This is a genomic window from Streptomyces sp. NPDC056480, from assembly GCF_042795405.1.
Taxonomy (GTDB): Bacteria; Actinomycetota; Actinomycetes; order Streptomycetales; family Streptomycetaceae; genus Streptomyces.
In genome coordinates, this window is the sequence record NZ_JBHTSA010000001.1 from 112,902 (window position 1) to 130,054 (window position 17,153).

Genomic DNA, 17,153 nt, shown 5'->3' on the forward strand with positions numbered 1-17,153 from the left:
GACAGGGGCTTCAGAGCCCTCTGACGGCCACCCAGCGCTTCGAGCTGTGACGGCGAGTGGCACCGGCCGCGGGCATGGGTTCCGCCGGGGCGCGGGGTCCCTCCGGAAGCAGTCCGGGGAGGGTGGGCACCACGCCGCCGGCGCGGCGCCCGCTGCTCGGACCCGCGCCCCGGGGCCCGCCCCGTACCGCTGCTACCCGTAGGTGTCCCCGGGTCCGACGCTGCCGGGCGCCCTGAGCGGCCCGTACCCCCGCCGGGGGCCGCCCGGCCCCAGCACCTTGATCAACCGCACGGTCCCGTGCCCGAGGTCCTCGTTGAGCCGCGCCACCAGCGTCGGCGCGAGCAGCCGCAGCTGCGTGGCCCACGCCGTCGAGTCGCACTGCACGGTCAGCACCCGCGCGTCCGGCTCGTCGTCGAACTTCACGGGTACGCAGTGCTTGGCCAGGTCCTCGCCGACGATCTGCGGCCAGCGGCCCATGACCCCGCCGACCGCGGCCGGCGTCTCCCAGCCCCGCTCGGTGATCAGCCGGTTGATCGCGGCGCCGAGCGCCATCGGGTCGCGCCCGTCGGCGCGCGCGCCGGAGCGTAGTCCGCCCCCGCGCCGGGCCTGCTTCTTCTGCTGGGCGGCGGCGCCCTTGGCCTTCGCCTGCTCCTTGGCGGCGCGGAGCGCGACCCGCGCGAGATCCACGCCCGAGGGTTCGGGAACGGACGGCACCGGAGGCGTATCCACAGGCTGGGGAAGCTTCTCCTCGCTCATTCGCGCTCCACCGTCCCTCCGGCCACCTGGTACCGCGTCCCCGCGAGGACCCCCGGTACGTCGTCGTCCACGGCGGCCGTCACCAGGACCTGCTCGCCGCCGGCCACCAGCTCCGCGAGGCGCTCGCGCCGCCGGGCGTCCAGCTCGGCGAAGACGTCGTCGAGGACGAGGACGGGCTCGTTGCCCTCGGACCGCAGCAGGTCGTACGAGGCGAGCCGGAGCGCCAGCGCGTACGACCAGGACTCGCCGTGACTGGCGTACCCCTTCGCGGGCAGCTCGCCGAGCTTGAGGAGCAGCTCGTCGCGGTGGGGTCCGACGAGGGTGACGCCCCGCTCGATCTCCTGCTTGCGTACGTCGGCGAGCGCGGCGGTCAGCTGTTCGTACAGCTCCTCGCGGGTGTGCCCGGTGCCCGGCGCGGAGGGCCGGTACTCCAGGAGAACCGGCCCGCCGCCGGGTGCGAGCTGCTCGTACGCCTTGTCCGCGAGCGGCTGCAGTACGGCGATCAGGTCGAGCCGCTGGGCGAGCAGCTCGGCCCCGGCCCGCGCCAGGTGCTGGTCCCAGACGTCGAGGGTGGACAGGTCCATGCCGCGGCCGCCGTGCCGGCGGGCCATCGCCGCGGACTTCAGAAGCGTGTTGCGCTGCTTGAGCACGCGCTCGTAGTCGGAGCGCACGCCCGCCATGCGCGGCGTGCGCGCCGTGATCAGCTCGTCGAGGAAGCGCCGGCGCTCGCCGGGGTCGCCCTTCACCAGGGCGAGGTCCTCGGGCGCGAACAGCACGGTCCGTACGATTCCGAGCACATCACGCGGTCTGACCTGCGAGGACCTGTTGATACGGGCACGGTTGGCCCGGCCCGGGTTGAGTTCGAGCTCGATCAGCTGGGAGCGCTCGCCCTGGGTGACGGCGGCGCGGATCACCGCGCGCTCCGCCCCCATCCGGACGAGCGGGGCGTCCGAGGCCACGCGATGGCTGGAGAGGGTCGCGAGATAGCCGACGGCCTCGACCAGATTGGTCTTGCCCTGGCCGTTCGCGCCCACGAACGCCGTGACGCCCGGGTCGAGCGGGACCTCGACCCGGGCGTAGGAGCGGAAGTCGGCCAGCGAGAGATGCGTGACGTGCATGGTTGGGCGCCGACCTTCTTCCCCCGGCGGCTGTGCACCGCGGGGTGCACAGCCTGTGGATTACTTCTTCGTCTCGACCGCGTGGCCACCGAACTGGTTGCGCAGCGCGGCGATCATCTTCATCTGCGGGGAGTCGTCCTGGCGGGAGGCGAACCGCGCGAACAGCGAGGCGGTGATCGCCGGCAGCGGCACCGCGTTGTCGATGGCGGCCTCGACCGTCCAGCGGCCCTCGCCGGAGTCCGACGCGTAGCCGCGCAGCTTGTCCAGGTGCTCGTCCTCGTCCAGGGCGTTGACCGCGAGGTCCAGCAGCCAGGAACGGATGACCGTGCCCTCCTGCCAGGAGCGGAAGACCTCGCGCACGTCGGTGACGGAGTCGACCTTCTCCAGGAGCTCCCAGCCCTCGGCGTAGGCCTGCATCATCGCGTACTCGATGCCGTTGTGGACCATCTTGGCGAAGTGGCCGGCGCCGACCTTGCCGGCGTGCACGGAGCCGAACTCGCCCTCGGGCTTGAGCGCGTCGAAGATCGGCTGGACCCTCGCGACGTCCTCGGCGGAGCCGCCGTACATCAGCGCGTAGCCGTTCTCCAGGCCCCAGACGCCACCGGAGACGCCGCAGTCGACGAAGCCGATGCCCTTGGCCGCCAGCTCCTCGGCGTGCTTCTCGTCGTCCGTCCAGCGGGAGTTGCCGCCGTCCACGACGATGTCGCCGGGGGAGAGCAGGTCGGCCAGCTCGTCGATGGTGGACTGGGTCGCGGCACCGGCCGGAACCATGACCCACACGACGCGGGGCCCCTTGAGCTTGCCCACAAGCTCCTCGAGGCTGTGGACATCGGCGAGGTCCGGATTGCGGTCGTATCCGATGACGGTGTGGCCTGCGCGGCGGATGCGCTCACGCATGTTGCCGCCCATCTTGCCGAGACCGACGAGACCGAGCTCCATCAGAGATTCCTTAAGCGTCGTGTGCGGTTTACCCGGATCCGAGCCTACGCCCGGACCCGGGTGCACACCTGTGGGGTCAGCCGCTCAGGCGATTCCCCGAAGAGACCGACGTCAGCCGGCTCAGCCGCTGAGGCGCACCGGCATGATCAGGTACTTGTACGCCTCGTCCGCCTCGGCGTCCACGGCCGGCTTGCCGCTCAGCAGCGCCGGCTTGGTGGAGGTCGTGAAGGAGAGCTGGGCGACCGGGGAGTCGATCGCGCTCAGGCCGTCCAGCAGGAAGGTCGGGTTGAAGGCGATCGAGATGTCGTCGCCCTCGAGCTGCGCGTCGACGCGCTCCACAGCCTGTGCGTCGTCGCTGGAGCCGGCCTCCAGGATCAGCACGCCCTGCTCGAAGCTCAGCCGGACCGGGGTGTTGCGCTCGGCCACCAGGGCCACACGCTTGACGGCCTCGACGAACGGGGCGGTCTCGATGACCGCGACCGAGTTGAACTCGGTGGGGAAGAGCGTCCGGTACTTCGGCAGGTCGCCCTCGAGGAGACGGGTGGTGGTGCGGCGGCCCGCGCCCTCGAAGCCGATGAGGCCCTCGCCCTTGCCGGAGCCCGAGAGCGCCAGGGTGACCGTGTCGCCGCTCGTGAGCGCCTTGGCGGTGTCCAGGAGGGTCTTCGCGGGCACCAGGGCGACCGCGGAGGCGTCCGGGGACTCCGGCTTCCACAGGAACTCGCGGACCGCGAAGCGGTAGCGGTCGGTGGAGGCCAGGGTGACCGTGTCGCCCTCGATCTCGATGCGCACACCGGTGAGCACGGGCAGCGTGTCGTCGCGGCCGGCGGCGATGGCCACCTGCGCGGCGGCGGAGGCGAAGACCTCACCGGGGACGGTGCCGGTCGCGGTGGGCATCTCGGGGAGGGCGGGGTACTCCTCCACAGGCAGGGTGTGGAGGGTGAAGCGGGAGGAGCCGCAGACCACGGTCGCCCGTACACCGTCTGTGGAGATCTCCACCGGCCGGTTGGGGAGAGCGCGGCAGATGTCGGCGAGCAGCCGGCCGGAGACGAGGACGGTGCCGTCCTCCTCCACCTCGGCCTCGACGGAGACACGGGCCGAGACCTCGTAGTCGAAGCTCGAGAAGCTCAGCGCGCCGTCCTCGGCCTTCAGCAGAAGGCCCGCGAGAACGGGGGCCGGCGGACGGGCCGGGAGGCTGCGGGCCACCCAGGCCACCGCCTCGGCAAGTACGTCGCGCTCCACCCGGATCTTCACCGGAACCGCCTCCTGCTTGTTGCTGGCTCTTCGTCGACTGCGGGAACCAGTCTGACGTACGCCGCCGACACTCGGTGCTGCTCGGGGTCAAGTCGCGACGAGGGCGCGTCGGAGCTCCGGCGCCGAGTTGTGCACAGGTCCCACTTCGAAGCGGATTCCTAGCTAACTCTGAGTGGGAGTAGTAGTAGGGCCTGTGGAAACGGTGGATAACGTCGTTTTCGCAGGTCAGGCCCGGTTTTTTGTCCACTGGTCCTGTGGGTGACGTCGGTGGACAACTGGGGTTCTCTGTGGACACCCGAAAGTTCTGCACACCCGATACACAGGCCACGGGGAGTTCTCCCCAGCGCTGTCCCCAGCTTTCCCCAGGTTCCCCACAGCCCAAACGTCTCCCTTGGTGTGACGGCTTTCACTCGGCCCAGTGAGCGGGGGTGTTTCGTTGCCGAACAGTGGACAGGGGTGTGGAGAAGCTGTGGGCAACCGAGCTCCGCCTGTGGGCAGCCAGTGGACAACTTTGCGGGCCCCCTGTGGACGAAAGATTCATCCACAGCCTGTGGAGATCGTTTGCTCACAATTCCACAGGGGCCTGACCTGGAGTGATGCTCTGTCACCAGGCCGGCCTGTGGACACAATCCGGATAACTCGACAGTCCCCACCCTGTGGACGGGAGATCATCCCGCAATCTGTGGAGAACCCGCCACCGGAACGGAGTAATCGAACAGCCCGGGCTCGTACACAGCTGTGCACAGCGAACAGAAGCGCCCCATGAGTGCCCCATGAGCGCCCTGGCGATGCCCCGGCGGGGCCGTCGAGAGCGGGGTGGAGGGGTGCGTGGAGGTCTGTGGGGAGGGCTGTGTGGAAGCCGCTCCGGGAATGCCGAAGGGCGCCCCGGGAGGTGTCCCGGGGCGCCCTTCGGAGGCCGGTCGGCGAGGGAGGCGGCCGTCAGCCGTTCTTGATGCGGTTGGTGAGCTCGGTGACCTGGTTGTAGATGGAGCGCCGCTCCGCCATCAGCGCGCGGATCTTCCGGTCCGCGTGCATCACCGTCGTATGGTCACGGCCGCCGAACTGCGCGCCGATCTTCGGCAGCGACAGGTCCGTGAGCTCGCGGCACAGATACATGGCGATCTGCCGCGCCGTCACCAGGACACGGCTGCGCGAGGATCCGCAGAGGTCCTCCACCGTCAGACCGAAGTAGTCGGCGGTGGCCGCCATGATGGCCGGCGCCGTGATCTCCGGCGACGAGTCCTCGCCGCCCGGGATCAGGTCCTTGAGGACGATCTCGGTGAGCCCGAGGTCCACCGGCTGCCGGTTGAGGCTCGCGAAGGCCGTCACCCGGATCAGCGCGCCCTCCAGCTCACGGATGTTCCGGGAGATCCGCGACGCGATGAACTCCAGCACCTCCGGCGGGGCGTTGAGCTGGTCCTGCACCGCCTTCTTGCGGAGGATCGCGATACGCGTCTCCAGTTCCGGCGGCTGCACATCGGTGGTGAGGCCCCACTCGAAACGGTTGCGGAGCCGGTCCTCCAGGGTCACCAGCTGCCGGGGCGGCCGGTCGGAGGAGAGCACGATCTGCTTGTTCGCGTTGTGGAGGGTGTTGAAGGTGTGGAAGAACTCCTCCTGCGTCGACTCCTTGCTCGCGAGGAACTGGATGTCGTCGACGAGCAGGATGTCCACATCGCGGTAGCGCTTCCGGAAGGCGTCGCCCTTGCCGTCGCGGATCGAGTTGATGAACTCGTTCGTGAACTCCTCCGAGCTCACGTACCGCACGCGCGTGCCCGGGTAGAGGCTCCGCGCGTAGTGTCCGATCGCGTGCAGCAGATGGGTCTTGCCGAGGCCCGACTCCCCGTAGATGAAGAGCGGGTTGTACGCCTTCGCCGGCGCCTCGGCCACCGCGACCGCGGCAGCGTGCGCGAAGCGGTTCGAGGAACCGATGACGAAGGTGTCGAAGAGGTACTTGGGGTTCAGCCGCGCGTGCTGCTCACCGGGCGCGCCGGCGCCCTGCGCGGCGGAGGAACCGTGGCCGCCGCCCGGGCCGCCGGGCCTGGGACCGGGACGGACCCCGTGGTTCTGCGGGTCGGGCAGCTCGGCGCGCTCGGGCCGCTGCTGCTCGTAGCCGCGGGGCGGCTCGTCGTACCGCGACGGCCGGGACTGCTCGGGGCCGGTCGGGCCGGTGTACGGAGCCCGCTCCTGGTAGCCGCCCAGCCGGGGCTGCTGCCAGGACAGGTCCTCCTGGGTGCGCGGCCAGGCGCCGGGGTCGGGGCGCTGCTGCGAGTAGTCCGGGTAGGCCGGGCGGGCGGTGGGCAGCCCGTCGTCGGGCATCGGCCGGTGACCGTAGCCGCCGTCGTACTTGTCGTACGGCTCGGGCTGCTGGCGCTCGTCGTAGCGCGGCTGCTGCGACTGCTGCAGCGGGGGCGCCGGCGGGGTCGGCTCGCCGACGGAGTCGTCGACGGTGATCGCGATCCGGATCGGGCGGCCGCACTCACGGCTGAGGGTCTCGCTGATCAGCGGGGCGAGCCGGCCTTCGAGGACGCGCTTGCCCCACTCGTTGGGTACGGCGAGGAGCGCCGTGTCGGCGACCAGGGCGAGGGGCTGGCAGCGCTCGATCCACTGCTTGTCCTTGGGCTCGATTCCCTGCTGGCCCTCTGCGAGGAGATGCTCGAGGACACGTGGCCACACTGCGGCAAGATCAGCAGGAACGTCAGCCACAGGGCACGCTTTCTCGCAGGTCCCACGATGGTGTGGTTCTCGGGGGACGGTGGGTCGATGTCCGTGAGGACAGATCCATGAGGACAGGTTTGGACAGAACGGAAAAGATTGTGGAGTCCAACCACGGTAGTCGCGGCGGCTGACGTGGTTCAAGTTGTTGTCCACAGCCTGTGCACAATGGGAGGTGGCGACAGGTCGGTTTGACCGGATGGCGTAGCCGCGCGTACCGTGACCAGGTCGAGTTGTCGATGGCTGCTGCCGCCTGCCTCCGATGGGCAAAGATCACGGTCTGTGAACGTGTAGCGGTGCACTCGGGCGTATTGCGAGCTACTCGTGGGCGCACGGTGACAGCCAGGCGATGTCCCGCCATCTACGAATCATTTCTGGAGCCCCCGAGTGAGCAAGCGCACCTTCCAGCCGAACAACCGTCGTCGCGCCAAGACCCACGGCTTCCGCCTGCGGATGCGTACGCGTGCCGGCCGAGCCATCCTTGCGAACCGCCGTTCCAAGGGTCGCTCTGAGCTGTCCGCCTGATCTGCTTAACAGGTCATGACGTGCTGCCTACCGAGAATCGGCTGAGGCGGCGCGAGGACTTCGCAACCGCGGTACGCCGAGGTCGCCGGGCCGGTCGCCCGCTCCTTGTCGTCCACCTACGCAGCGGTGCAACGAACCCGCACGCGCCTGGGGAGAGCGCTCCCCCGGCACGTGCGGGTTTCGTCGTGAGCAAGGCCGTGGGCGGTGCGGTCGTACGCAACCAAGTGAAGCGTCGTCTGCGCCACCTCGTCCGCGACCGGCTCTCCGAGCTGCCCCCCGGTAGCCTGGTGGTCGTACGGGCGTTGCCCGGAGCCGGCGACGCCGAACACGCACAGCTGTCCCGAGACCTGGACGCCGCTCTTCAGCGGCTGCTGGGAGGGGGCGCGCGATGAAGTACCCGCTGCTGGCTCTCATCAAGCTGTACCAGTGGACGATCAGCCCGCTTCTCGGGCCCGTCTGCCGGTACTACCCGTCGTGTTCCCACTACGGATTCACGGCCATCGACCGGCATGGCGCGATCAAGGGCACAGCCCTGACCGCCTGGCGCATCCTGCGGTGCAACCCGTGGTCGCCCGGCGGCGTGGACCATGTCCCCCCGCGTAAGCGCCCGCGCTGGCACGAAATGCTGAGGAACGCGCTGCGCGGCGACAAGGGCGGGTCCACCGCCGAGACGAGCCCGGCCGCAGAGACCTCGCCCAATGCTCAAGGAGCCTGATTAGTGGACACGATTGCCAGTCTGTTCAGCTTCATCACCACACCTGTCTCATGGGTGATCGTCCAGTTCCACAAGGTGTACGGGGCGATCTTCGGCCCTGACACGGGCTGGGCCTGGGGCCTGTCCATCGTGTCCCTCGTGGTGCTGATCCGTATCTGTCTGATCCCGCTGTTCGTCAAGCAGATCAAGTCGACGCGGAACATGCAGGCGCTCCAGCCGAAGATGAAGGCGATCCAGGAGCGCTACAAGAGCGACAAGCAGCGTCAGTCCGAAGAGATGATGAAGCTGTACAAGGAGACGGGTACCAACCCGCTCTCCTCGTGCCTTCCCATCCTGGCGCAGTCGCCGTTCTTCTTCGCCCTGTACCACGTGCTCTCCAGCATCGCCTCGGGCAAGACCATCGGTGTCATCGACGACACGCTGCTGGCCAGCGCCCGTCAGGCCCACATCTTCGGTGCCCCGCTGGCGTCGAAGTTCACCGACTCCGCCGCCGAGGTCGCCGCGCTCGACGCCTCGCTGGTCTCGGTCCGCATCGTCACCGCGGTCATGATCGTCATGATGTCGGCCTCGCAGTTCTTCACCCAGCGCCAGCTGATGATGAAGAACGTCGACCTCTCGGTGAAGACCCCGTACATGCAGCAGCAGAAGATGCTCATGTACATCTTCCCGGTGATCTTCGCCGTCATGGGCATCAACTTCCCCGTCGGTGTCCTCGTCTACTGGCTGACCACCAACGTGTGGACCATGGGCCAGCAGATGTACGTGATCAACCAGAACCCGACCCCGGGCAGCAAGGCGCAGGACTCCTACCTGCAGCGTCTGCTGAAGAGCATCACGCAGCACGAAGAGGTCCGCGGCCGTCGGCGCAAGGCCATCGTCAAGGTGATCGTCGCCAAGAGCACCAGCGACCGCAACGAGAACGAGCGACGCTTCTTCTCGGGTCTGACCAAGGCCGGCTTCGCCGCCCAGGCCGACGGCACCGTGATCAAGAGCGACACCATCGAGGCCGAGGCCGAGGGCGGCTCCGTCGCCAAGCGCCAGCAGCCCAAGCGTCAGAGCAAGGCCCAGCGCCAGGCCGCCGCGGCCCAGCACGCCACGGCCAAGGACACCGAGGAAGCTTCCGAGCCGGCCGCCGAAGAGGCGCCGACCACCTCGCTCGAGAAGAAGCCCCAGGACTCGGCCAAGGCCGCCGCCAAGGAAGAGCCCAAGGGCGAGGCCCAGGGCGAGGCGCAGGGCGACAAGCCCGCGCGTCCCCGCGCCAACTCCGGAGGGTCCCGTCAGCAGGGCAAGTCCGGTCAGCGCAAGGGCCAGCAGCGGCCCAAGCACCCGTCCTCCAAGAAGTAAGCCTCGCCGAAGCAAGAAGGAGTCCATCCGTGACGGAAGGCACCACCTCCGCCGCCGCCGAGGGTGGCGACACCCTGACCCGCCTGGAGCAGGAGGGTGAGATCGCGGCCGACTACCTCGAGGGCCTGCTCGACATCGCCGATCTCGACGGCGACATCGACATGGACGTCGAGGCGGACCGGGCCGCGGTCTCGATCATCAGCGACTCGGCTCGTGAGCTGCAGAAGCTCGTGGGCCGCGACGGCGAGGTCCTGGAGGCGCTCCAGGAGCTGACCCGGCTGGCCGTCCACCGGGAGACCGGCGACCGCAGCCGTCTGATGCTCGACATCGCCGGATTCCGGGCCAAGAAGCGTGCCGAGCTCGCCGAGCTGGGCGCCAAGGCCGCGGGCGAGGTCAAGTCCACCGGCCAGCCGGTCAAGCTGGACCCGATGACGCCGTTCGAGCGCAAGGTCGTGCACGACGCGATCGCCGCCGCCGGTCTGCGCAGCGAGTCCGAGGGCGAGGAGCCGCAGCGCTTCGTCGTTGTACTCCCGGCCTGAAGCCTCACGTAGTGTCGGCCCCGTCTGTTCGCAGGCGGGGCCGATCTTTGTCAGCCTTGATAGTCAGCCACCACAGTGCGCCCGCACCTGATGCGTGCGGTACGGAAGGACGGTTCCCGTGACGGAGGAAGCGGAGCTCCCCGAGGCTCCGGAGCAGGCGCGGACAGTCTTCGGTGAGTACTTCCCGGAGGCCGTGCGGTACGCGGAGCTCCTCGCGGACGCGGGTGTGAAGCGCGGTCTGATCGGCCCGCGTGAGGTCCCGCGGCTGTGGGAACGGCACCTGCTGAACTGTGCGGTTCTCTCCGAGGTCGTTCCCGAGGGCGTCACCGTCTGCGACGTGGGCTCGGGCGCCGGGCTTCCCGGCATCCCGCTGGCTCTGGTCCGGCGCGACCTGAAGATCACGCTCCTGGAGCCGCTTCTCCGCCGGACGAACTTCCTCCAGGAGGTCGTCGAGCTGCTCGGCCTGGACCATGTGACCGTGGTCCGGGGGCGCGCGGAGGAGATGCTGGGCAAGATCACGCCGGTGCACGTGGTGACGGCCCGCGCGGTGGCGCCGCTCGACCGGCTGGCCGGCTGGGGAGTTCCCCTGCTGCGTCCGTACGGGGAGATGCTGGCACTCAAGGGCGACACCGCGGAGGAGGAGATCAACGGAGCACGCGCCGCGCTCTCCCGTCTCGGTGTGGTGGAGACCTCGGTGGTACAGGTGGGCGAGGGGATCGTCGATCCGCTGTCCACGGTCGTGCGGGTGGAGGTCGGCGAGAGCCCGGGCGGTGTGCGGTTCGCGGCCAAGCGCGCCAAGGCCGCCCGGACGAGCAAGACCCGCCGGCGGCGCTGAGCGTCGCATTCGTACCATTTCGGAGTGTCGAGCGGTCCCGGCCGGGCAGCGGGGGCATGGTGTTTCACGTGAAACATCGCTCACTGCTGCAGGGGATCATCAGCCGCGGTCGCGCGGCTGCCACGCCCCGGGACCGTCGACCCCGCGTGAACCCACCCGCGAGGGTTACGGAGATGTCCACAGAGGTGGATTCACCCACAGAACCACCGGCCTCGCTGGTTCACGACCCCGAAAGCATGGCAGGCTCTCCCCATCGCGAGCCTGAAGCCGAGGAGAGTGAATCCTTGCGGTCCGACGCCAACATCGCGGGACCGATGACCGATCCGGTCCCCGGTCCCCGAACCGAATCGGTGGGGGAGGATGTTTCACGTGAAACACCGCCCCCGATGGACGACACCCCCATTGGTCGTGCTGCCCAGCTGGCAGTAGAGGCGCTGGGTCGTGCCGGCGAGGGACTTCCCCGCCCGGCGCAGACCCGCGTGATGGTGGTCGCCAATCAGAAGGGCGGCGTGGGCAAGACGACCACGACGGTCAACCTTGCCGCGTCCCTCGCCCTGCACGGGGCCCGGGTCCTGGTCATCGACCTCGACCCTCAGGGCAACGCCTCCACGGCCCTTGGCATCGATCACCACGCCGAGGTCCCCTCGATCTACGACGTTCTTGTGGACAGCAGGCCGCTCTCCGAAGTCGTGCAGCCGGTCATGGATGTCGAGGGCCTGTTCTGCGCCCCCGCGACCATCGACCTCGCCGGCGCGGAGATCGAGCTGGTCTCGCTCGTGGCCCGTGAGAGCCGCCTGCAGCGGGCGATCCAGGCCTACGAGCAGCCGCTCGATTACATCCTGATCGACTGCCCGCCCTCGCTCGGTCTCCTCACGGTCAACGCCATGGTGGCCGGAGCCGAGGTGCTGATCCCGATCCAGTGCGAGTACTACGCACTGGAGGGGCTCGGCCAGCTCCTGCGGAACGTCGACCTGGTCCGGGGGCACCTCAACCCGGCGCTCCATGTCTCGACGATCCTGCTCACCATGTACGACGGCCGGACGAGGCTCGCCTCCCAGGTCGCCGACGAGGTGCGCACCCACTTCGCCGAGGAGGTGCTGCGGACCAGCATTCCGAGGTCCGTCCGTATCTCGGAGGCACCGAGCTACGGGCAGACGGTCCTCACCTACGACCCGGGCTCCAGCGGTGCCCTGTCGTATCTCGAAGCGGCCCGTGAGATCGCCCTGCGGGGGGCCGCCGTGCACTATGACCCGCAGCACGCCCATGTCGGGCACCAGAACCACCAGCGCAGCATGTCGGAGGGGATCCAGTGAGTGAGCGACGTAGGGGATTGGGGCGTGGGCTCGGTGCGCTGATCCCCGCTGCTCCCCAGGAACGGCAGTCGCCGTCGGGTGGCGTGGCCTCGCAGGGTGTGGCCCCGGCCATGCCCTCGGGCCGTGGGGTGGCGGCCGCGAAGCTGGCGTCCCTCCCGCAGAGCGCGCAGTCCCCGGAGTCGGCTCCGTCGTGGAACGAGGCCGAGCCGGTCGTCCGGCCGGAGCCTCCGGCGGGGGCCTACTTCACCGAGCTTCCGCTCGACTCCATCGTTCCCAACCGGCACCAGCCCCGTGAGGTCTTCGACGAGGACGCGCTGGCGGAGCTCGTCGTCTCCATCAAGGAGGTCGGCCTCCTCCAGCCCGTGGTCGTGCGCAAGACCGATGACGAGAGCTATGAGCTGGTCATGGGTGAGCGGCGTCTTCGGGCGTCCAAGGAAGCCGGACTCGAGCGGATCCCCGCGATCGTCCGGGACACCGACGACGAGAAGATGCTCCTGGACGCGCTCCTGGAGAACCTCCACCGCGCCCAGCTGAACGCGATCGAAGAGGCTCACGCCTACGAGCAGCTGCTCAAGGACTTCGGCTGCACCCACGACCAGCTCGCGGAGCGGATCGGGCGCTCCCGCCCGCAGATCTCCAACACGCTGCGACTGCTGCGGCTCTCCCCGCCGGTGCAGCGCCGGGTCGCCGCCGGAGTGCTCTCCGCCGGCCACGCGCGGGCGCTGCTCGGTGTCGAGGACCCGGAGGCCCAGGACAAGCTGGCGTACCGGATCGTCTCCGAGGGTCTCTCGGTGCGCACCGTCGAGGAGATGGTCAGCCTCATGGGCTCCGAGGAGCCCGGCGATGCGGTCAAGCCGACGAAGCCGCGTGCCGGTGGCCGGGTCTCGCCCGCGCTGACGGATCTCGCTTCCCGTCTTTCGGACCGCTTCGAGACCCGGGTGAAGGTCGACCTCGGTCAGAAGAAGGGAAAGATCGTCGTCGAGTTCGCCTCGGTGGAGGATCTGGACCGCATCCTGGCGACCCTGGCTCCCGGCGAGGGGCGGGTCATGGACCAGAAGAACGCCGAGAAGGGAGCGGAGGGCTGAGGCCTTCCGCCGTCCAAGGCCGCTGAGGGCGGGCCGTGCTCCGGTTTCTCCGGAACACGGCCCGCCCTTTGCCATGGAGCGGTGTCGTCCCGATCAGCTGATCGATACGATTCCAGGAGGCGTATCCGTGCTCGATCGCGAGGGAAGTGAGGCGCGGCCGTGGGGCGTCGGCTCGTACCGCTCACGCTGGACAACCTTCCGGATCTGCCCAAGCGGTGTCGCTCCTGTGTCTTCTGGGAGCTCGACCCGGTCAGCGGAGAAGCCGCGGTGAAGGCGGGGCGTTCGGAGGCGGAGAAGGAGGCCTGGATCTCGGGGGTCCTCCTGGAGTGGGGCTCCTGCGGCCGGGTGGTCTATGTCGACGACGTGCCGGTCGGCTACGTCCTCTACGCTCCCCCGGCCTATGTGCCGCGTTCCACGGCCTTTCCCACGAGCCCTGTGGCGGCCGATGCCGCGCAGTTGATGACGGCCTGGATCATGCCCGGCTATCAGGGGCAGGGGCTCGGCCGAATGGTCGTACAGACCGTGGCCAAGGATCTGCTGCGGAGGGGCTTCAAGGCCATCGAGGCGTTCGGGGACGCCCGCTGGAAGGAGCCGGCCTGTGTGCTGCCGGCCGATCATCTCCTGGCGGTCGGCTTCAAGACGGTGCGGCCGCATCCGGCCTTCCCCAGGCTGCGGCTGGAACTTCGGACGACGCTCTCCTGGAAGGAGGACGTCGAGATGGCGCTCGACCGGCTCCTCGGGGTGGTCCAGAAGGAACCCGTACTGCGGCCTCTGTAGCGTCGGGACACGAGAACGGCCCGCCCCCGGAAGGGGGCGGGCCGTCTCTGTTTCACGTGAAACGCTGCTGCTGTTTCACGTGAAACGGTGAAACAGCAGCGGGAAGTGGGTGTCAGGCCTTGGTCGGCTCGACGAAGCCCTCGAGGTCGCGCAGGATGGCGGCCTTCGGCTTGGCACCGACGATCGTCTTCACGACCTCGCCGCCCTGGTAGACGTTCAGCGTCGGGATGGACATGACGCCGTACTTGGCGGCCGTGGCCGGGTTCTGGTCGATGTTGAGCTTCACGATCTCGATCTCGCCGTGCTCGGCGGCGATGGCCTCCAGCGACGGGGCGATCTGGCGGCACGGGCCGCACCACTCGGCCCAGAAGTCCACCAGGACGGGCTTGTCGCTCTTGAGGACGTCCTCTTCGAAGGAAGCGTCGGTCACAGTCTTCAGGGCCACAGCGGCCTCCTTGATCTCGCGGGGTGTGGGGTGAGGAGAGACGGGGTCAGACCGCGGGGGTCTCGGCCAGCTTCTCGCTGTCGGCGAGGGCGGCCAGGAAGCGCTCGGCGTCCAGCGCGGCGGAGCAGCCGGTGCCGGCGGCCGTGATGGCCTGACGGTAGGTGTGGTCGACGACGTCGCCGGCGCCGAAGACACCCGTGAGGTTGGTGCGCGTCGACGGGGCGGCGACCTTGAGGTAGCCCTCCTCGTCGAGGTCCAGCTGGCCCTTGAAGAGCTCGGTCCGCGGGTCGTGGCCCACGGCGATGAAGAGGCCGGTGACGGGCAGCTGGCGGGTCTCGCCGGTCTTCGTGTCGCGCAGGGTCAGGCCGCTGAGCTTCTGCTCGCCGTGGATCTCGGTGACCTCGCTGTCCCAGGCGAAGGAAATCTTCGGGTCGGCGAAGGCGCGCTCCTGCATGGCCTTCGAGGCACGGAGAGTGTCCCGGCGGTGGACGATGGTGACCGTCTTGGCGAAGCGCGAGAGGAAGGTGGCCTCCTCGATCGCGGTGTCGCCGCCGCCGACGACGGCGATGTCCTGGTCCTTGAAGAAGAACCCGTCGCAGGTGGCGCACCAGGAGACACCGCGGCCGGAGAGAGCGTCCTCGTTCGGGAGGCCGAGCTTGCGGTGCTGCGAGCCGGTGGTGACGATGACGGCCTTGGCGCGGTGCACGGTGCCGGCGGTGTCGGTGACGGTCTTGATCTCGCCCGACAGGTCCACGGCGATGATGTCGTCGGGGATGAGCTCGGCGCCGAAGCGCTCGGCCTGGGCCCGCATGTTGTCCATCAGGTCCGGGCCCATGATGCCGTCGCGGAAGCCGGGGAAGTTCTCGACCTCGGTCGTGTTCATGAGCGCGCCACCGGCGGTGACGGCACCTTCGAAGACCAGGGGGTTCAGCGACGCTCGGGCGGTGTAGAGCGCAGCGGTGTAACCCGCGGGCCCGGAGCCGATAATGATCACGTTACGGACGTCGCTCACGGGTTTCTTCCTCGTCTCTGCAGACTGGCACTGCCTACGGGGGCGGTTGTCTCGGTCACTCTCACCCCACCCAACGGATCCTAAGGGGCGTACATTCCCGAAACCGCCGCGCGGCACCGCCGTCGGACGCGGAGAGAGGTCAGGACCGCGGGTACGTCTCGCTGAACAGCAGTTCAGCGTCCGCGCTTCCGCTGCCGGCGGTCTGTTCCGCGCAGGTGGCGTCGACCACATAGGCCTGGACCCGGCTGCTGTCCGCGGGATCGGTGAGCACCAGCAGATAGGCGGGCTTCCCCTGGTACTCGCCCTGCTCGTGTTCCAGGACCGCGTCGGAGCGGCCGGTGCCGGCCAGGACACAACCGGGGATCGCGGTGTCCCTGTTCCGCTGGGGTGCCTCGGTCTCGGCCTCGGCGGACATCGATTCCGGTCCGATTCCGCGGGGTGTCCCGGCGGAGCGGTCCTCGGTCAGGAGGGCGCGGACCCGGTCCTCGACCGGTGAGCCCGAGAAGGGGCTCAGGGCGGCCCCGGCGACGGCGTCGGCCTTCTTGGTGTCGCCCGCCTCGCCGCCGGCGGTGAGGTTGCCCGCCTGGCTGAGATAGAGGCTCGTGCCGAGGACCACGGCGCCGAAGGCGGCGCCGAGCGTCGAGAGCAGGGCGATGCGCCGGCGGCGGGGCTTCCCGGTCCGCCCGGGGCCGGTGGCGGCACCGGAGCGGCCGGCGGGGCGGTCCGTGACGGGGCCGGGAGCGTCCGTGGGAGCCGCCGCGGCGGTGGCGGGCGATGTTTCACGTGAAACGGCGGTGTCGCTGCCCGGCGTGGTGGCGTTGAGGAGGGCTTCGGCGGCGAGGGCGGCATCGATCCGTCCGGCGATGTCCGCGGGCATGCGGGGCGGCCCGGGAAGGGTGCCGAGCAGTCCTCGGATCTCCTCCAGGGAGGTGCGTACATCAGCGCAGAGGGGGCAGCCGTCCAGGTGCCGCCGGACGGCGGCCGAGCGGGTCGGTGAGAGGAGCCCCTCGGTCAGATCGGAGATCTCCGAGACGTCCGGGTGCTGTGTGGTGTTGGCCCTGCCGGCCGTGGAAGTCACGTGCGCCCACCTCCGCCCTTCACAGCAGCTGGATCAGTCGGTCCGGTGTCCGTCGACCCCGGCACCGGTGGGACGGATGTCCCCGGCGTCCGGTTCCTTCCCCCATCAGGGGCTTCGTTACCCACGGTGTCGACGCGCAGATGAGTGACCATCGGAAGCAGCCGTGCCCGCCCGCGCGCGCAGCGGCTCTTCACCGTGCCGGTGGGAACGCCGAGGATACGGGCCGCCTCCGCGACCGGGTATCCCTGCATGTCGACCAGGACGAGGGCGGCGCGCTGGTCGGCGGGGATCGAAGCCAGTGCGGCGAGGACTTCACGGTGGACGTCCTGGCGCTCCACAGGGGCCTCGGCGGACTCGTGGGGTTCGAGGAGCTGCTCGAAGCGGTCGTTGTCATCGACCGGTGAGGTCCTGCGCGAGGCCGTCTTGCGGAGACGGTCGAGGCATGCGTTCACCGTGATGCGATGGAGCCACGTTGTGACGGCCGACTGACCGCGGAAGGTGTGGGCGGCCCGGAAGGCCGACAACAGGGCGTCCTGGACGGCGTCAGCGGCCTCCTCGCGGTCCCCCAGGGTGCGCAGGGCCACCGCCCAGAGCCGGTCGCGGTGGCGCCGTACGAGCTCACCGAAGGCGTCCGGGTCCCCGGCGACATGACGGGCCAGAAGGTCGTCGTCCGTCGCGGTCCGGGGATCGTCAGCCGCTGGTGCCACGG

At 69.5% G+C, this 17,153-nt stretch carries 18 protein-coding genes; 9 read left to right on the forward strand and 9 right to left on the reverse strand.

From position 1 onward, the window contains the following. Positions 1–192: 192 nt before the first annotated feature. The 5 genes from ACFQ79_RS00530 to dnaA all read right to left on the reverse strand — a co-directional run bounded on the left by ACFQ79_RS00530 (position 193) and on the right by dnaA (position 6,767). Positions 193–756 (reverse strand): DUF721 domain-containing protein, encoded by a 564-nt coding sequence (locus ACFQ79_RS00530; protein WP_383578390.1) that lies wholly within the window; start codon positions 754–756, stop codon positions 193–195. Next, entirely contained in the window at positions 753–1,874 is a 1,122-nt protein-coding gene (gene recF, locus ACFQ79_RS00535) for a DNA replication/repair protein RecF (RefSeq protein ID WP_383578392.1), read from the reverse strand. The genes ACFQ79_RS00530 and recF overlap by 4 nt, the downstream gene beginning before the upstream one ends. A 60-nt stretch (positions 1,875–1,934) precedes the next feature. Further along, the gene (gene gnd / locus ACFQ79_RS00540) at positions 1,935–2,813 is read right to left on the reverse strand and encodes a phosphogluconate dehydrogenase (NAD(+)-dependent, decarboxylating) (RefSeq protein WP_026058396.1); all 879 of its coding nucleotides are present in this window, start codon (positions 2,811–2,813) and stop codon (positions 1,935–1,937) included. A 120-nt stretch (positions 2,814–2,933) separates the two neighbouring features. After that, positions 2,934–4,064 (reverse strand): DNA polymerase III subunit beta, encoded by a 1,131-nt coding sequence (gene dnaN, locus ACFQ79_RS00545; protein ID WP_030205035.1) that lies wholly within the window; start codon positions 4,062–4,064, stop codon positions 2,934–2,936. A 939-nt stretch (positions 4,065–5,003) separates the two neighbouring features. Continuing rightward, the gene (gene dnaA, locus ACFQ79_RS00550) at positions 5,004–6,767 is read right to left on the reverse strand and encodes a chromosomal replication initiator protein DnaA (RefSeq protein ID WP_383578394.1); all 1,764 of its coding nucleotides are present in this window, start codon (positions 6,765–6,767) and stop codon (positions 5,004–5,006) included. 396 nt (positions 6,768–7,163) lie between these two features. On the opposite strand from dnaA, the gene rpmH reads away from it, so the two are divergent. The 9 genes from rpmH (at position 7,164) to ACFQ79_RS00595 (ending at position 13,909) form a co-directional block, all read left to right on the forward strand. After that, positions 7,164–7,301, forward strand: coding sequence for a 50S ribosomal protein L34 (rpmH, locus tag ACFQ79_RS00555; protein ID WP_030205020.1), 138 nt, complete (start codon positions 7,164–7,166; stop codon positions 7,299–7,301). Positions 7,302–7,321: 20 nt separating this feature from the next. After that, entirely contained in the window at positions 7,322–7,693 is a 372-nt protein-coding gene (gene rnpA / locus ACFQ79_RS00560) for a ribonuclease P protein component (RefSeq protein ID WP_148003355.1), read from the forward strand. Next, entirely contained in the window at positions 7,690–8,016 is a 327-nt protein-coding gene (yidD, locus tag ACFQ79_RS00565; protein WP_015034858.1) for a membrane protein insertion efficiency factor YidD, read from the forward strand. The genes rnpA and yidD overlap by 4 nt, the downstream gene beginning before the upstream one ends. 3 nt (positions 8,017–8,019) lie before the next feature. Then, positions 8,020–9,360 carry a membrane protein insertase YidC gene (gene yidC / locus ACFQ79_RS00570; RefSeq protein WP_383578396.1) on the forward strand — a complete coding sequence of 447 codons (1,341 nt, stop codon included), beginning with the start codon at positions 8,020–8,022 and terminating at the stop codon, positions 9,358–9,360. A 29-nt stretch (positions 9,361–9,389) separates the two neighbouring features. After that, the gene (locus ACFQ79_RS00575) at positions 9,390–9,899 is read left to right on the forward strand and encodes a R3H domain-containing nucleic acid-binding protein (protein WP_030321234.1); all 510 of its coding nucleotides are present in this window, start codon (positions 9,390–9,392) and stop codon (positions 9,897–9,899) included. 118 nt (positions 9,900–10,017) lie between these two features. After that, positions 10,018–10,734, forward strand: a complete 717-nt coding sequence (gene rsmG, locus ACFQ79_RS00580) for a 16S rRNA (guanine(527)-N(7))-methyltransferase RsmG (protein ID WP_383578398.1) — start codon at positions 10,018–10,020, stop codon at positions 10,732–10,734. Positions 10,735–10,970: 236 nt separating this feature from the next. Next, positions 10,971–12,047: a ParA family protein gene (locus ACFQ79_RS00585; protein ID WP_078944828.1), complete on the forward strand. Its 1,077-nt coding sequence runs from the start codon at positions 10,971–10,973 to the stop codon at positions 12,045–12,047. Further along, positions 12,044–13,132, forward strand: coding sequence for a ParB/RepB/Spo0J family partition protein (locus tag ACFQ79_RS00590; RefSeq protein ID WP_383578400.1), 1,089 nt, complete (start codon positions 12,044–12,046; stop codon positions 13,130–13,132). The genes ACFQ79_RS00585 and ACFQ79_RS00590 overlap by 4 nt, the downstream gene beginning before the upstream one ends. Before the next feature lie 159 nt (positions 13,133–13,291). Then, positions 13,292–13,909: a GNAT family N-acetyltransferase gene (locus ACFQ79_RS00595; RefSeq protein WP_383578402.1), complete on the forward strand. Its 618-nt coding sequence runs from the start codon at positions 13,292–13,294 to the stop codon at positions 13,907–13,909. 112 nt (positions 13,910–14,021) lie between these two features. Here ACFQ79_RS00595 and trxA read toward each other — a convergent pair whose 3' ends face one another. From trxA to sigM, 4 genes are all read right to left on the reverse strand, one after another. Beyond that, a complete protein-coding gene (gene trxA, locus ACFQ79_RS00600) occupies positions 14,022–14,354 on the reverse strand; it encodes a thioredoxin (protein ID WP_030321223.1) in 333 nt (110 codons plus the stop codon). A 46-nt stretch (positions 14,355–14,400) separates the two neighbouring features. Continuing rightward, positions 14,401–15,366 (reverse strand): thioredoxin-disulfide reductase, encoded by a 966-nt coding sequence (gene trxB / locus ACFQ79_RS00605; protein WP_383578404.1) that lies wholly within the window; start codon positions 15,364–15,366, stop codon positions 14,401–14,403. Between the two features lie 139 nt (positions 15,367–15,505). Then, the gene (locus ACFQ79_RS00610; RefSeq protein ID WP_383578406.1) at positions 15,506–16,444 is read right to left on the reverse strand and encodes a zf-HC2 domain-containing protein; all 939 of its coding nucleotides are present in this window, start codon (positions 16,442–16,444) and stop codon (positions 15,506–15,508) included. After that, positions 16,441–17,151, reverse strand: a complete 711-nt coding sequence (gene sigM / locus ACFQ79_RS00615; protein ID WP_383578409.1) for an RNA polymerase sigma factor SigM — start codon at positions 17,149–17,151, stop codon at positions 16,441–16,443. The genes ACFQ79_RS00610 and sigM overlap by 4 nt, the downstream gene beginning before the upstream one ends. Positions 17,152–17,153 lie beyond the last annotated feature (2 nt).

Coding starts and splice junctions, on each gene's coding strand:
- recF (WP_383578392.1), bottom strand. CDS start 1,874: ATGCACGTCACGCATCTCTCGCTGGCCGACTTCCGCTCCTACGCCCGG.
- ACFQ79_RS00585 (WP_078944828.1), top strand. CDS start 10,971: ATGGCAGGCTCTCCCCATCGCGAGCCTGAAGCCGAGGAGAGTGAATCC.
- gnd (WP_026058396.1), bottom strand. CDS start 2,813: ATGGAGCTCGGTCTCGTCGGTCTCGGCAAGATGGGCGGCAACATGCGT.
- ACFQ79_RS00530 (WP_383578390.1), bottom strand. CDS start 756: ATGAGCGAGGAGAAGCTTCCCCAGCCTGTGGATACGCCTCCGGTGCCG.
- yidD (WP_015034858.1), top strand. CDS start 7,690: ATGAAGTACCCGCTGCTGGCTCTCATCAAGCTGTACCAGTGGACGATC.